This window comes from Burkholderia sp. 4M9327F10 (genome assembly GCF_005503145.1).
Taxonomy (GTDB): Bacteria; Pseudomonadota; Gammaproteobacteria; order Burkholderiales; family Burkholderiaceae; genus Paraburkholderia.
In genome coordinates this window covers 1-15,364 of record NZ_SCNV01000074.1, presented here as the reverse complement: position 1 = coordinate 15,364, position 15,364 = coordinate 1, and the positions used below count along the sequence as shown (strand labels likewise).

Annotated in this window: 14 protein-coding genes; 10 read left to right on the top strand and 4 right to left on the bottom strand. The window is 64.7% G+C overall.

The genetic code is table 11. The features are described 5' to 3' along the window. Positions 1 to 18 precede the first annotated feature (18 nt). Positions 19 to 1,206, bottom strand: a complete 1,188-nt coding sequence (gene metK, locus FFS45_RS36630) for a methionine adenosyltransferase (RefSeq protein WP_137959521.1) — start codon at positions 1,204 to 1,206, stop codon at positions 19 to 21. Positions 1,207 to 1,483: 277 nt separating this feature from the next. Here metK and FFS45_RS36625 point away from each other — a divergent pair, with 277 nt between their 5' ends. From FFS45_RS36625 to hslU, 9 genes are all read left to right on the top strand, one after another. Then, the gene (locus tag FFS45_RS36625; protein WP_137959520.1) at positions 1,484 to 2,368 is read left to right on the top strand and encodes a lipid A biosynthesis lauroyl acyltransferase; all 885 of its coding nucleotides are present in this window, start codon (positions 1,484 to 1,486) and stop codon (positions 2,366 to 2,368) included. A gap of 113 nt (positions 2,369 to 2,481) precedes the next feature. After that, a complete protein-coding gene (gene dapF / locus FFS45_RS36620; RefSeq protein WP_137959519.1) occupies positions 2,482 to 3,345 on the top strand; it encodes a diaminopimelate epimerase in 864 nt (287 codons plus the stop codon). A gap of 137 nt (positions 3,346 to 3,482) precedes the next feature. After that, positions 3,483 to 4,196: a DUF484 family protein gene (locus tag FFS45_RS36615; RefSeq protein WP_137959518.1), complete on the top strand. Its 714-nt coding sequence runs from the start codon at positions 3,483 to 3,485 to the stop codon at positions 4,194 to 4,196. A 73-nt stretch (positions 4,197 to 4,269) separates the two neighbouring features. Then, positions 4,270 to 5,193, top strand: a complete 924-nt coding sequence (xerC, locus tag FFS45_RS36610; RefSeq protein WP_137959517.1) for a tyrosine recombinase XerC — start codon at positions 4,270 to 4,272, stop codon at positions 5,191 to 5,193. 136 nt (positions 5,194 to 5,329) lie between these two features. Next, on the top strand, positions 5,330 to 6,532 hold the full coding sequence (locus FFS45_RS36605) for a class I SAM-dependent rRNA methyltransferase (RefSeq protein WP_137959516.1): 1,203 nt from the start codon (positions 5,330 to 5,332) through the stop codon (positions 6,530 to 6,532). Positions 6,533 to 6,707: 175 nt separating this feature from the next. Beyond that, positions 6,708 to 7,796, top strand: a complete 1,089-nt coding sequence (locus FFS45_RS36600) for a GTP-binding protein (RefSeq protein ID WP_137959515.1) — start codon at positions 6,708 to 6,710, stop codon at positions 7,794 to 7,796. Between the two features lie 745 nt (positions 7,797 to 8,541). After that, the gene (dksA, locus tag FFS45_RS36595; protein WP_137959514.1) at positions 8,542 to 8,961 is read left to right on the top strand and encodes an RNA polymerase-binding protein DksA; all 420 of its coding nucleotides are present in this window, start codon (positions 8,542 to 8,544) and stop codon (positions 8,959 to 8,961) included. 506 nt (positions 8,962 to 9,467) lie between these two features. Continuing rightward, complete coding sequence (gene hslV, locus FFS45_RS36590) at positions 9,468 to 10,004, top strand: ATP-dependent protease subunit HslV (RefSeq protein ID WP_137959513.1); 537 nt, start codon at positions 9,468 to 9,470, stop codon at positions 10,002 to 10,004. Positions 10,005 to 10,013: 9 nt separating this feature from the next. Then, positions 10,014 to 11,360 carry an ATP-dependent protease ATPase subunit HslU gene (hslU, locus tag FFS45_RS36585; RefSeq protein WP_137959512.1) on the top strand — a complete coding sequence of 449 codons (1,347 nt, stop codon included), beginning with the start codon at positions 10,014 to 10,016 and terminating at the stop codon, positions 11,358 to 11,360. Between the two features lie 51 nt (positions 11,361 to 11,411). Here the strand turns inward: hslU and FFS45_RS36580 are convergent, their stop codons facing one another. Then, positions 11,412 to 11,954, bottom strand: a complete 543-nt coding sequence (locus FFS45_RS36580) for a response regulator transcription factor (protein ID WP_090680827.1) — start codon at positions 11,952 to 11,954, stop codon at positions 11,412 to 11,414. Continuing rightward, a complete protein-coding gene (locus FFS45_RS36575) occupies positions 11,951 to 13,261 on the bottom strand; it encodes an ATP-binding protein (RefSeq protein WP_137959511.1) in 1,311 nt (436 codons plus the stop codon). Before FFS45_RS36575 ends, FFS45_RS36580 begins: the two co-directional genes overlap by 4 nt. Before the next feature lie 101 nt (positions 13,262 to 13,362). Between FFS45_RS36575 and FFS45_RS36570 the strand changes: the two genes are divergently transcribed. After that, positions 13,363 to 15,021 carry a hypothetical protein gene (locus tag FFS45_RS36570; protein ID WP_137959510.1) on the top strand — a complete coding sequence of 553 codons (1,659 nt, stop codon included), beginning with the start codon at positions 13,363 to 13,365 and terminating at the stop codon, positions 15,019 to 15,021. A 14-nt stretch (positions 15,022 to 15,035) separates the two neighbouring features. Here FFS45_RS36570 and FFS45_RS36565 read toward each other — a convergent pair whose 3' ends face one another. After that, positions 15,036 to 15,272, bottom strand: coding sequence for a cysteine-rich CWC family protein (locus tag FFS45_RS36565; RefSeq protein ID WP_137959509.1), 237 nt, complete (start codon positions 15,270 to 15,272; stop codon positions 15,036 to 15,038). Positions 15,273 to 15,364: the final 92 nt, after the last annotated feature.

Genomic DNA, 15,364 nt, shown 5'->3' with positions numbered 1-15,364 from the left:
GGAACCGGTCGAACCCGCTTACGCGAGTGCAGCCACCGGCTCCGTACCTGCGGCTTCGGCCAGGGCGAGCGCCTTGTCCGTCGCTTCCCACGTGAATTCCGGCTCTTCGCGGCCGAAGTGGCCGTAAGCCGCGCTCTTCTCGTAGATCGGACGCAGCAGATCCAGCATCTGGATGATGCCCTTCGGACGCAGGTCGAAGTGTTCCTGCACGAGGCGCGTGATCGTCGCATCCGAGACGCGGCCGGTGCCGAACGTGTTGACCATCACCGAAGTCGGCTGGGCCACGCCGATTGCATACGACACCTGGATCAGGCAGCGCGACGCGAGACCGGCCGCGACGATGTTCTTCGCGACATAACGGCCAGCATAGGCAGCCGAACGGTCGACCTTCGACGGATCCTTGCCGGAGAACGCGCCGCCGCCGTGCGGAGCCGCGCCGCCGTAGGTGTCGACGATGATCTTGCGGCCGGTCAGGCCGCAATCGCCTTGCGGACCGCCAATCACGAAACGGCCGGTCGGGTTGACCAGGAACTTGATGTCGCCCTTGATCAGGTCAGCCGGCAGCGTCGGCTTGATGACTTCTTCGATCACCGCTTCGCGCAGCGTGGCCAGTTCGATGTCCGGCGAATGCTGCGTGGACAGCACCACCGTGTCGATCGAATGCGGCTTGCCGTCGACGTAGCGCACGGTGACCTGCGACTTCGCATCCGGGCGCAGCCAGGGCAGGCGGCCGTCGCGGCGCAGGTTGGCCTGGCGCTCGACCAGACGGTGCGACAGGTGGATCGGCAGCGGCATCAGTTCCGGCGTTTCTTCACACGCATAGCCGAACATCAGGCCCTGGTCGCCGGCGCCTTGATCGAGGTTGTTGTCGTGTGCACGGTCCACGCCCTGGGCGATGTCCGGCGACTGTTTGTCATAGGCGACCAGCACCGCGCAGCCGCGATAGTCGATACCGTATTCGGTGTTGTCGTAGCCGATGCGCTTGATCGTGTTGCGCGCGACCTGGATGTAGTCGACGTTCGCGGTCGTGGTGATTTCACCCGCCAGCACGACCAGACCCGTGTTGCACAGCGTTTCCGCGGCAACGCGCGAATATTTGTCCTGGGTCAGGATGGCGTCAAGAATCGCATCAGAGATCTGATCGGCGACCTTGTCCGGATGGCCTTCGGAGACGGATTCCGAGGTGAAAAGATAGTCGTTTGCCACGTTGCAGACTCCTGTTGTGTGGTTACGGTTGAGAGTTTCACGTAGCCAGCTTCGGGGCCTGAAGCGGCGACGCTTTAGCGGATTTCCTGACTGTTCGACGCAGATCACGTGGATTGCGCCTGGCAGCTTCGCCCCGCAAGTTGTCTATTAACTCGGCGAAGCCCTTATTATAGCGACTTCCTACATTTGTCACAGAGTACCCACGCGTGTTGTATTTCGACTCGATTTCGGTTTACTTGAGCGCCGCGTCATCAGGCGCCTGCCGCGGAGCGGCCGCATGCTGAGCCGCTTCGGAGCCAGGCTCGCCATCGGATTGCTGAAACTGTTCGCCTTATTGCCGTACGGCCTGATCGCCCGCCTCGGCGACGGCCTTGGCTGGCTGCTCTATCAGATCCCCAGCCGGCGCAAACGCATCGTCCACATCAACCTGAAGCTGTGCTTCCCCGAATGGAGCGACGAACGCCGTGAAGACGTCGCACAGAAGCATTTCCGGCAAGCCATCCGCAGCTATCTGGAGCGCAGCGTGCAGTGGTTCGGCTCGGCGAAGAAGCTGGAAAAGCTGATCCAGCTCGATAGCGCGATCGACCTCACCGATCCCAATCTGCCGCCCACGCTGTTTCTCGGCTTCCACTTCGTCGGCATCGAGGCGGGCTCGATCTTCCTCAACTATTCGTTGAAGCGTCAGTGCGGCTCGCTCTATCAGCCCATGTCGAACCCGGAACTCGAGGAGGTCGCCAAGGCGGCGCGCGCACGCTTCGGCGCCGACATGGCGAGCCGCGCCGACAGCGCCCGCATCGTGTTGCGCTGGCTGCGCGACAGGAAACCGGTGATGCTCGGCGCCGACATGGACTACGGCATGCGCAATTCGACCTTCGTGCCGTTTTTCGGCGTGCCGACCTGCACGCTGACGGCGGTCGGACGGCTCGCGAAAGTCGGCAATGCGCAGGTGGTGCCGTTCATCGGCGAAGTGCTGCCAAACTACAAGGGCTATCGCCTCAAGGTATTCAAGCCGTGGGACAACTACCCCACCGGTGACGACGATACCGACGCGCGCCGCATGAACGCGTTCCTCGAAGAACAGATTCCCCCTATGCCGGAACAGTACTATTGGGTTCACAAGCGCTTCAAGACGCGTCCACCGGGCGATCCGAGCTTTTACTGAAGCACCGTGGATCGACGCCGCCCGCGCCTCGCAACGGCGCAGGCATTCCACGCATACAACACAATAAAACCGTCGTTCGGCGCACCTGTGCGCGCGTCCCTTACAATAGCGGCATGAGACTGAAATTCACCAAAATGCACGGCGCGGGCAACGACTTTGTCGTGCTCGACGGCTTTACACAGGCGCTCAACCTGAGCGCGGACCAGGTGCGCGCGCTCGCGGACCGGCACTTCGGCGTCGGCGCCGACCAGCTCCTGCTGGTCGAAAAGCCCACCATCGAAGGTGTGGATTTCAGATACCGCATTTTCAATTGCGACGGCGGCGAGGTCGAACACTGCGGCAACGGCGCGCGCTGTTTCGTCAAGTTCGTGCGCGACACGCGCCTGACCGACAAGCGCAGCGTGCGCGTCCAGGTGCAGAACGGCGTCATCACGCTCACCATGCAGGACAACGGCGAAGTCACCGTGGACATGGGCGTACCGGTGTTCGAGCCCGCGCGCGTGCCGTTCGAGGCAAGCGGTCTCGACGGCCGCCGCGAGGGTGGCGACACGCTCTGGCCGCTCGAAGTGAACGGTGAAACGCGCTGGATCTCCGTGGTCTCGATGGGCAATCCGCACGCCGTGCAGGTGGTGGACGATGTCGAGGCGTTTCCCGTGCTGGTAGACGGTCCGGTGATCGAGCGGCATCCGCGCTTCCCGCAACGCGTGAACGCCGGCTTCATGCAGATTGTCGCGCGCAACGAAGTCAAGCTGCGCGTCTACGAACGCGGCGCCGGCGAAACGCTGGCGTGCGGCACAGGCGCCTGCGCGGCGGTCGCCGCCGGCATCCGCCGCGGGCTGCTCGACGCGCCGGTGAAAGTGCACACCCATGGCGGCACGCTGACCATCTCGTGGAACGGCGAGCACGACGCCGCACCGCTTCTGATGGCCGGCCCCGCCGCGACTGTCTTCGAAGGTGAGATCGAGCTGGCCGACTGAACGGCCGAATGCGTGAACGAGGCGTGTGAACCAGAACGCTTGACCCGGGCGCGTGACCCAAGCTTGACCAGACGAGTGGCCGACTGACCCCATTGACCGATGCGCCCGCCTGAGGGCGTAGTCCTTTAGCCGAAACCATGAACGATCGCGAAGTCGCCGAATACCTGCTCGCCAACCCCGATTTTTTCGCGGAACACGCGGAAATGCTCGCGACCATCAAGCTCGCGAATCCGCATGGCAAAGCCGCGGTCTCGCTGCAGGAACGGCAGATGGACATGCTGCGCGAGAAGAACAAGCATCTCGAACGGCGCCTCGCCGAACTGCTGCGTTACGGGCATGAGAACGACAGCATTGCCTCGAAGTTCAGCCGCTGGACCACTCGCGTGATGGCCGAGCGCGATCCGTACGCGCTGCCGCGCACTATCGCCAACGGCCTGCGCGACGTGTTCGACGTACCGCAGGCGGCGCTGCGCGTGTGGGACGTGGCTGAACCGTACGGCCAGGCGGATTTCGCGCGTCAGGTCGGCGAGGAAGTGCGGATCTTCGCCAACAGCCTCGCCACCCCGTATTGCGGCGCCAATACCGGCTTCGAAGCGGCGCAATGGCTCGTGCCGGCGCTCAGCGCTGTGCCGGCCGATGGAGCCGGTGCACCGGACGGTGCGCACGCAACCGAATCGATCGCCTTGCTGGCGCTGCGCGACCCCGAGGGCGATGAAGACGCGCCGACCTTCGGCCTGCTGGTGATGGGCTCGGCCGATCCGCGCCGCTTTCACGACGGCATGGCGACCGACTTTCTGACGCAGATCGGCGCCCTCGCCAGCGCGGCGCTGAGCCGGCTGCTGCCGCGCTGACGCGCCCGGCTATAAACCCGGCCCGCGCCCACTCGCGTCTCCCGTCGCCGACTCGCTGCCACCGCCCGCCACCGTGACCGACTCCGACCCGATCGCCGCCTACCTGTCGAATCTCGAACACGAGCGGCGGCTTTCGGCGCATACGCTGCGCGGCTACCGCCATGAACTGGAAGAGCTGAAGCTGCTGGCCAAGGGCCGCCCGCTGGAAAGCCTGACTGCGATCGATATCCGCAGCGCGGTCTCAAGAGCGCACGCGGCCGGCATGACGGCGCGCTCGATCAGCCACCGGCTCTCGGCGTGGCGTGCCTTTTACCGCTGGCTGGCGGGCCGGGTCGATTTGCCGGCCAACCCGGTCGCCACCGTGCGCGCGCCGAAGCAGGCGAAAACGCTGCCCAAGGCGCTCTCGGTGGACGATGCCAACCGGCTGATGGAAGCGCCCGCCGCCGGCAGCACCGAAGGGCTGCGCGATCACGCGATCCTCGAGTTGTTCTATTCGTCGGGCTTGCGCCTTGCCGAACTGGTCAGCCTCGATGTGCGCTTTGCCGACGCCGACGGTTATCGTTCCGCCGGCTGGCTCAAGCTCGAATCCACCGAAGTCGAAGTGCTCGGCAAGGGCAACCGGCGCCGCGTGGTGCCGGTGGGCAGCAAGGCGCTCGACGCCCTCAACGCCTGGCTCGCGGTGCGCGGCGAATTCGTCAGGCAGGACCCGCATCCGCTGTTTCTGTCGGCGCGCGGCAACCGGATGTCGCCGAACGTCGTGCGCGAGCGCGTCAAGCGCATGGCGCTCACCGCGGGCATTCCCGCCAACGTGCATCCGCACGTGCTGCGCCACTCGTTTGCCACCCACGTGCTGCAATCGAGCGGCGACCTGCGCGCGGTGCAGGAGTTGCTCGGGCACGCCAGCATCACCGCCACCCAGGTGTACACCGCGCTCGATTTCCAGCATCTGGCGCATGTCTACGATCAGGCGCATCCGCGCGCAAAAAAGCGCGGCTGAGAACGCGACGGAAAACGCAGCCGAGGCGGCTTTTCCAGCCGCGCCGGCGCCCGCCGTCACCGGTTTCATTGCTTTATTCGCCGCTGTATTCACCGGTTTACGCGGCACATTGTTCTGCTGAATACCTCACGAAGTCATGAATACCATTACGCTCAAACCATCGAAAGAGAAGTCGCTGCTGCGCCGCCACCCGTGGGTCTACGCGACCGCCATCGAGCGCGTGGACGGCAAGCCGGCCGCCGGCGCCACCGTGCTGGTGCGCGCGCACGACGGCCGCTTTCTCGCCCGCGCGGCCTACAGTCCGCACTCGCAGATCCGCGCGCGGGTATGGAGCTTCGACGAAGCCGAACCGATCGATCACGCGTTCTTCAAGCGCCGCGTGCAGCGCGCCATCGAGCACCGCCGGGCAATGGTGCGCAACACCGGCGCGGTGCGGCTGATCTTCGGCGAAGCGGACGGCCTGCCTGGGCTGATCGTCGACCACTACGTCGCCGAAGACCCCGGCCAGCGCAGCCAGCTGGTCTGCCAGTTCATGGCGGCGGGCGTCGAGGCGTGGAAGGAGGCGATCGTCGCGGCATTGACCGCCTCAACCGGCTGCCCGAACGTCTATGAGCGCTCGGACGTGTCGATCCGCGAAAAGGAAGGTCTGGAGCAGACCACCGGCGTGCTGGCGGGCGAGCCGCCGTCCGACCCGCTGATCGCGAGCGAAAACGGCGTGCGCTACCACGTGGATGTGCGCAACGGCCACAAGACCGGCTTTTACGTCGACCAGCGCGATAACCGCGCCCTCGTGCAGGAACTGGCACGGGAGCGCGACGTGCTGAACTGCTTCTGCTACACCGGCGGCTTCTCGCTGGCGGCGCTCAAGGGCGGTGCGAAGCGGGTCGTCTCGATCGATTCGTCCGGCGAAGCATTGGCGCTCGCGCAGCAGAACGTTGCCGTGAACGGTTTCGACGCACAGCGCGCCGCCTGGCTCGATGCCGACGCGTTCAAGACACTGCGCCGGCTGCACGACGAGGGCGAGCGCTTCGACCTGATCGTGCTGGACCCGCCCAAATTCGCGCCGTCCCGCGAACACGTGGACCGCGCCGCGCGTGCCTACAAGGACATCAACCTCACCGGCCTCAAGCTGCTGCGCCCGGGCGGGCTGCTCTTCACCTACTCGTGCTCGGGTGCAATCGACGCCGAGCTGTTCCAGAAGATCGTTGCCGGCGCGGCGGCCGATGCGCGCGTCGATGCCCGCATCCTCAAGCGTCTCGGCGCCGGCGTCGACCATCCGCTGCTCACGGCTTTTCCGGAAGGCGAATATCTGAAAGGCCTATTGTTGCAAATCGCCTGATCGCCCATAGTTGGGGGATATTTCGCAGCGAGCGGCAGCGCGGCGGCCCGCCCCCTGCAGCAGCCTGGCAGATATGTTTCAATAACCGACCGGCTCGAACGGCGCGGCAGGTACGCCGCCGTCGCGGCAAGCATTCCGATTTACGCACAGACTCACGCACCAACAGGCGACCACCATGATTCCCGTCACTATCCTGACCGGCTTTCTCGGCAGCGGCAAAACCACCCTGCTCAAGCGCATCCTGAATGAAAAGCACGGCATGAAAATCGCCGTGATCGAAAACGAGTTCGGCGAAGAGAACATCGACAACGAGATCCTCGTGCAGGACTCGAACGAACAGATTATCCAGATGAGCAACGGCTGCATCTGCTGCACGATTCGCGGCGATCTGGCGCGCGTGCTCGGCGATCTGGCGGCGAAAAAGCGCGCCGGCGAGCTGGATTTCGAGCGCGTGGTGATCGAAACCACCGGTCTCGCGAACCCCGGCCCGGTGGCCCAGACGTTCTTCATGGATAACGAGATCGCCGACGAATTCCTGCTCGACGCGATCATCACCCTGGTCGATGCCAAGCACGCCAATCACCAGTTGGACGAACACGAAGTGGTGCAGCGCCAGGTCGGCTTTGCGGACCGCCTGTTCATCACCAAGGCCGACCTGGTGGACGAAGCCGCCGTGGACGCCCTGCGCCATCGCCTGCTGCACATGAATCCGCGCGCCGCGATCAAGGTGGTGAATTTCGGCGAGGCCGATATCAAGGAAATCTTCGATCTGCGCGGCTTCAACCTGAACGCCAAGCTCGAGATCGACCCGGACTTCCTCGCCGAAGACGAGCACGCGCACAGCCACGCCCACGCGCACGACGAGCACGGCCATACCCATGACGATCACGCGAACTGCGACCACGATCATGGCCACTGCGATCACGAGGGCCACGACCACGGCCATCACCACCACGCGCATCACGACGACAAGATCAAATCGTTCGTGTTCCGCAGCGAGCGGCCGTTCGATCCGAACAAACTCGAGGACTTCCTCGGTGGCATCCTGCAGATTTACGGTGAGCGGCTGCTGCGCTACAAGGGCGTGCTGTATATGAAGGGCGTCGACCGCAAGGTGGTGTTCCAGGGCGTGCACCAGATGATGGGCAGCGATCTGGCCGCCAAGTGGCAGCCGGTGGAAAAGAAGAACAGCAAAATGGTGTTCATCGGTATCGAGCTGCCGCAAGACCTGATTACCGACGGCCTGAGCGCCTGCCTCGTGTAAGCGCAAGCCGGGAGAGCCGCGCTCAGTGGGCCCGTCTGCGGGCCCGTCCGTGGGTCCGCCCGCGGCCGCCTGTCGGCAGGCACCGAAGCTCCGCCTGCCGCTGCAAGCCGACTAGAAAGCAGGCGGTATGCAGACAAATACAGGCAGATGCAGGTCTGGCAGCCACCGGGAACGAAGTATGCGAGTCTCCCAAATCCCTCACCCGTCAGGTTGAAAACCCGCCGCCAGCACACCACGTGTGAAAAACGCGTGAAAACCCTTGTTGCAGGATTCGTGCGCGGCCATCGCTTTTTAGCCGTTCGCGCGTTATATTTTCAGGATATTGGAACGCCGCGGCCCCGAATAAACACGGTTGCGGTAGCGGATTGTGATTCAGTTACAATACGAGCCCACTGGAGAATGAGAACGATTGCCCGGTCAGCGCGTATCCCGCGCCGGGCCTGACACGGCACCGGAAAATCTTGTCCGGGGAGCAGCACGCCGACAAGCTGGCTGGCCCACCGCCCCGAAGGGCGCGCCACCGGTAAGCAATGCCTCAGGAGCATTTGAAGACCGTTTCCAGAGGAGTTCGGCCCCGCATCGACGCCAGGGCGCCCGGCGCTCAGGCGTCCGGCGCTACGGCGTCACGACAGCCCACCGTCCGTGTTCGCCAGCGCTCTTTGAGCGTTTTGCAGCGCCTTTGCGGGCAACACGAAAGTGCGGGCAACATGTACGAGTTTTGCCTCACATTGAAGAAGCAAGCCAGATGACGACGAAACGACTCTTGACCGAAGCCGAAATCCTGAAGATGAGCGACAAGGATTACATGAATGAGGATCAGCTCGCTTTCTTCAAGAACAAGCTTGAACAGCTGCAGGCGGAGATTCTCCGCAATGCCGGCCAGACGACCGAAAACCTGCGCGAAACCGTGATCGTGCCGGACCCGGCCGATCGCGCGACGATCGAGGAAGAGCATGCGCTGGAACTGCGCACGCGCGACCGCGAACGCAAGCTGCTGAAGAAGGTGCAGCAATCGCTCGCGCGGATTGAATCGGGCGAATATGGCTGGTGTGAAGAAACCGGCGAACCGATCGGCGTTCCGCGTATGCTCGCCCGGCCCACGGCAACCCTGTCGCTCGAAGCGCAGGAACGCCGCGAACTGCGCCAGAAGCTGTTCGGCGACTGAACGCCCGCGGCGCGGCTAGCGCCCGCCCTCACAGGCTGCTTCGTTGAGAGGCGCACGGTGAACTGTGCGCCTTTTTCTTTGCCGCAACGCTTGCCCTGGCAACCGCTCCAACTGGCCCGCCCACGTTGCGGGCCCCCGTGGACCAGCATCTTTTACCGCATCGGGCGCCAGTTCGATGCGCGCTGTGTCATTTTCCCGGCCTCGACCCGAAACCCTCACGCTCTTACCCGGCGCGGCCCCGCTTTTCCGGCGTTTTTCCGCCTTATGCCATCCGGCTAGCTCTTGATATGAGAGCGCACGCCCTAAAATAAACCGGACATGCGTTGCACGGGCGCGCGCCGGCCGCTTTCAGTCGGCTGCCGGCTGCGCACCGTCCGCTCTATCGGATTCAGGCGGCAGCGTACGGCGCCCGGCGTTTTCGACGCCCGAGGCATTGGTGCCCGACGCATCGGCGCGATGGCGCGCGAGCGTTGCCGCGTCCTACCCGTTTTACAAAAGGAACGCATATGGAGCAATTTCACGGCACGACGATCGTCTCCGTGCGCCGCGGCGACAAGGTAGCCCTCGGCGGCGACGGCCAGGTCACGCTCGGCAACATCGTCATGAAGGGCGGCGCCAAGAAGGTCCGGCGGATCTATAACGGCCAGGTGCTGGTCGGCTTCGCCGGCGGCACGGCTGACGCCTTTTCCCTGCTCGACCGTTTCGAAGCCAAGCTCGAAAAGCATCAGGGCAATCTGACCCGCTCGGCCGTCGAGCTTGCCAAAGACTGGCGCACCGACCGCATGCTGCGCCGCCTCGAAGCCATGCTGATCGCCGCGGACGCGCACACTACCCTCGTCATCACCGGCAACGGCGACGTGCTGGACCCGGAAGGCGGCATCTGCGCAATCGGCTCGGGCGGCGCCTATGCGCAGGCGGCAGCCAAGGCGCTCGCTGAGAACACCGAACTGTCGCCGCGCGAGATCGTCGAGAAGTCACTGCAGATTGCCGGCGACATGTGCATCTATACGAATCACAACCGCGTTATCGAGACGATCGAGTAAGGACCCACGATGAGCACCATGACCCCTGCCGAGATCGTCTCGGAACTCGACAAGCACATCATCGGCCAAGGCCGCGCCAAGAAAGCGGTCGCGGTGGCGCTGCGCAACCGCTGGCGCCGCCAGCAGGTCGGCGAGCCGCTGCGTCAGGAAATCACGCCGAAGAACATCCTGATGATTGGACCGACCGGCGTCGGCAAGACGGAGATCGCCCGGCGTCTCGCCAAGCTGGCCGACGCGCCGTTCATCAAGATCGAAGCCACCAAGTTCACCGAAGTGGGTTACGTGGGCCGCGACGTCGACAGCATCGTGCGCGATCTGATCGAAATTTCGGTCAAGCAGACCCGCGAAACGGAAATGCGCAAGGTGCGCACCAAGGCGCAAGATCAGGCGGAAGACCGGATTCTCGACATCCTGCTGCCGAGCGCGCGGCCGGTCGGTTTCGGCGCGAGCTCCAGCGCCACGGACACCGCGGACGAAGGCGGCGCGACCCGCCAGACCTTCCGCAAGCGTCTGCGCGAGGGCCTGCTCGACGACAAGGAAATCGAACTGGACGTCGAACTGCCGCAAGTGGGCATGGACATCATGGGGCCGCCGGGCATGGAAGACATGACCGAACAGATCCGCTCCATGTTCGCCAACCTCGGTGGCGGCAAGAAGACGCGTCGCAAGCTGAAGGTCAAGGAAGCACTGAAGCTGCTGACCGACGAAGAAGCATCGAAGATGCTCAACGACGAGGAAGTGAAGACCAAGGCGGTGCAGAACGTCGAGCAGAACGGCATTGTGTTTCTCGACGAGATCGACAAGATCGCTTCGCGCAGTGAAACCGGCGGCGGCGAGGTATCGCGCCAGGGCGTGCAGCGCGACCTGCTGCCACTGGTCGAGGGCACGACGATCAACACCAAGTACGGCATGGTGAAGACCGATCACATCCTGTTTATCGCCAGCGGCGCGTTCCACCTCGCCAAGCCGAGCGACCTGATCCCTGAGCTGCAAGGGCGTTTCCCGATTCGCGTCGAACTGGATTCGCTGTCGGTGAAGGACTTCGAATCGATCCTGGTGTCAACCGACGCGAGTCTGGTAAAGCAATATCAGGCGCTGCTCGCAACCGAAGACGTACATCTCGACTTCGCCGACGACGGGATTCGCCGCCTCGCTGAAATTGCCTTCTCGGTGAACGAGAAGACGGAAAACATCGGGGCACGGCGCCTCTACACGGTGATCGAAAAGCTGCTTGAAGAAGTGTCGTTTGCGGCCGGCAACCATGCCGGGACAGACGTCAAGATCGATGCAGCGTATGTGGACCGCGCGCTGAACGAAGTAGCCGACGACGAGGACCTGTCGCGCTACGTGCTGTAACGGCGTGACACGATGAGATGCGCTGCGGCGTGGTTCGCCGCAGCGAGAGTCTTATTGCTTCACCGGCCGCTTGGCCAGCTTGCGCTGTAGCGTGCGTCGATGCATGTTCAACGCGCGAGCCGTCGCGGAAATATTGCCGCCATGCTCAGCCAGCACGCGCTGAATATGCTCCCATTCGAGCCGCGCCACCGACAGCGGCGTCGGATGCTCGAGCGCTTCTTCCGCCTGTAGCGCACTCGCTTCGCTTTGCAGTGCCGAGAGTATCGTCTCCACGTTGGCGGGCTTCGCCAGGTAGTTGTCCGCACCGTCCTTCACCGCCTGCACCGCCGTCGCGATACTCGCATAGCCGGTCAGCACCAGCATCCGCGCGTCCGGCTGCAGTTCGCGCAGCGGCGCCACCAAGGTGAGTCCCGAATCGTTGCCCAGGTGCAGATCTACGGTGATCTGCCCAAACTTCTGCTGATTCGCGAGCTTGATCGCCTCCTCCGCGTTGTGTGCCTCGGCCACCGTATAGCCGCGCCGCGTCAGACCGCGTGCGAGGATGCCGGAGAACACTTCGTCGTCGTCGATCACCAGAAAATTCATGTCGCTCATGCCTGTTTCTCCGTACTGGATGACGCGGCGCCGCCAGGGCCCGCGCCGGATGATTGCCGGCCTGCCACGGGTAGCCGCAGCACCGCACGGGTGCCGCGGGGCCGGGTCTCCTTGACGTCGGTCAGCTCAATCGAGCCGCCGAGCCGCGCCGCTGCCGAAAACGCCAGATACAACCCGACGCCGTGACCACCCTGGGTGCTGTCGACCGGCATCGCGCCAAGCGAGCCGCGCAATGACGCTGGAATACCCGGGCCGGCGTCGCAAACTTCGAATTCGATACGATCGCCCTGTTGCGTGAGCGTAGCGGCAAGCGTCACATGATCGCGGCTCGCCCGCGCCGCGTTGTCGAGCAGGATCGTGAGAATCTGGCTTACCGCGACGGTATCGTCAAGGACGAACTCAGCTGACGGCGTAGCGGGCCGCTCGAGCTTGACGTCCGGATGACGCAGACGCCATTGCTGGGCAAACGATTCGAGCCATTCACCGACCGGCTGGCGGCTGCCCGGCTCCGACGCCCGCGAACGCAGCCGGGCCAGCGCCGACGTGCACAGCGACATCTGCTGCTCGAGCAGTTCGAGATCGGCGCTGTAGGGGGCGAGGCCCTGGTCGGTGCGGGCAGCGTCGCGCAATTCTTCGGAGAGCATCGCAATGGTCGACAGCGGCGTGCCGATTTCATGTGCGACGGTCGCCGCCTGCACGCCGAGGGCCACCGCGCGCTCGTCGCGCAGGAGGCGCTGCTGGGCGTCGCCGAGCGCCGCGTCGCGCTGGCGCAGCGCACGCGACATGCGCGCGACGAACCAGGCAATCAGGCCGACGCTGACCGTGAAGTTCACCCACATGCCGGCACGGTAGTAGTCGAACAGATTGGCGGGATTGTCGAGGTTCAGCGGCACCGAGTCGAAACCGAGCACCGCGTAGCACGCCACCGCGAACGCCGCGAGCCACAGCATCAGATGCCACGGCAATACCGCCGCCGCAATGGCGAGCGAAGGCAGGTACAGCGAGACAAACGGATTGGTCGTGCCGCCCGACAGAAACAGCAAGGCCGACAAGGCGCCGAGATCGACCCACAGCTGGCCGAACAGTTCGAGATTGGATTCGGGACGCTGGCGCGAGACGCGCAGCCAGGTGAGACCGTTGAAGAGGGTTTCGAGACCGATCACGAGCAGCATGGCCGGCAGCGGCAGATGTACGCCGACAAAGATCTGCACGACCGCAATGGTGACCAGTTGGCCGATAATCGCGAGACAGCGCAGCCAGAACAGATGCCCCAGGTTGACCCGGCCAGTGTTGGTTATACGATGCATAGCGCCAGTTTACCTGTTCGGAGTTCTCCGAGACACTGCGTTGAGGTTCGACGATACCATCCACCGTTTGACAAGAATCGCGCCGCCGCCAGGACAGATTGATGCAGCCTCCGATTTCCGCACCGGGCCACCCTGCGTGGCCCGCCTTCCTGACCTTCTTGCAGCGCGCGGCGCAAGCCCAGCAAAACGGCCAGGCCGAAGCCCGTGCCATCTGGCTCGAAGCCGCCGGGCATCTGCAAGACTTCGGCAACGAAGGAATCGGCCGAGTCACCCTCGCATTGATCGAACAGCGCCGCCACGACGAGGCCATCGCGCTCGCCGCCATTATTGCCCAACTCCACCCCGCGGATGCCGCCGCCAGCTTCCGGCTAGGGTACGCGTTGCAAATGGCGAACCGCCACGGTGAGGCGCTTGCGCCTTATCGCCATGCCCTCGCCCTCGATCCGCGCTTGCCGCAGTTGCGCACGAATCTGGCCGGCGCGCTCACGCTCTCGGGTGGTAGCGTGGCTGAACAGGTGACGTTGCTGGAGAGCGCGGTCGCGGCCGACCCGCTCGACAGCAACGGCTGGACCAACCTCACCCAGGCGAGCCGCTTTGCGATGAACCTGCCGCGCGCGCTGGCAGCGGGCGCACGCGCCGTTGAACTGGCGCCGCACAGCGCGCTGGCGCTGAACAACCATGCACTGGCGCTCAGGGAAGCACAACGCTGGGACGAAGCCCTCCAGTTCGCCCAGGCAGCCTGCCAACACGCACCCGACGACCCCACGATGCGCTCCAATCTGGCGATGCTGCACCTCGTGCGCGGCGAGTACGCGCACGGGTGGCCCGCTCACGAGGCGCGCTGGCAAGGCTCAAGGGAACTCGGCGGCAAGCGGCCCGCCATGCCGGCGCCGCAATGGCGGGGCGAGCCGCTTGCCGGCAAGACACTGCTGGTGTGGGGTGAACAGGGCATGGGCGACCTGCTGCAATGCTGCCGCTATATCCCGCTGCTAGCGGAGCACGTCCATGCACAAGGCGGCCGTCTCCTCTGGAACTCGTTCCCGCAGATGGGCGAATTGCTCGTGCGTAGCCTCGCTCGCCACGTGGATGGCTACTCGGCGGGGGGCGGTGTCGAGACGCTGCCCGCGTTCGACTACGAAATCCCTTTGATGAGCGTGCCGCTCGCGCTCGGCACGCTCGGCGACACGCTGGCCGGCACGGTTCCCTATCTGCACGCGGACGCCGCCGCCCGTGCCGCCTGGCGCGCACGGCTCACCGCAGGCGAGCAGCTCAAGCGCCCGCGCGAGAAGCGGCTCAAGGTCGGACTGGCATGGACCGGCAGCCTTGGGCATCAGCGCAATCCGTTTCGCGCGGTGGGCTGGGAGCGCTATGCATCGGCCTTTGCCGGTATCGGCGGGGTGACGTTTTACTCTTTGCAGCCGGGCGCTGCCGCTGATGTAGCCGCCGCGCAAATCGCCGGACTCACCATCGAGGATTACACAGCCGAGCTGACGAGCTTCGACGACACCGCTGCCTTCGTCGGCGCGCTCGACCTGATCATTACCGTCTGCACCTCGGTCGCTCATCTGAGCGGGGCGATCGGCCAGCGCACTTGGGTACTGCTCGACGTCAATCCGCACTGGACATGGCTGCTCGAACGCCGTGACAGCCCGTGGTATCCGAACGCGACGCTATACCGGCAACGCGGGTTCGGTGAGTGGAAGCCGGTGCTGGATGAGGTGGCGCGGGATCTGGATACGCTCGCCGGCCAGCATCGATAAGCGTCCCGCGCCGCTCAGCCCGCCTCACCACCCGCGGCGCCGCCCGCCTGCACGTGCACGCGGGCGATTTCGGCCGCGAGACATTCCGGGCACAGGCAGCGGCCACCCGGCTCCAGCCGGTCAGCGGGCAGCGCCGGCATGGACTTGCACCAGCAGTCGAACGGTTGCCCATGCATCGCGCAGTCGAAAGCGCAGCCGCAGCGCGGACAGCGCGCGCTCGCCGCACGCGGTTTGAGGGAGGGCGGATTCATGGCGGTCCAGAACGAGGCACCGGACATCCGGTCAGGAAATGATGCCACGTCCGGCGAGCCGCCTGAAAGCCCCGTCCCGCTGCGCCCCCTGC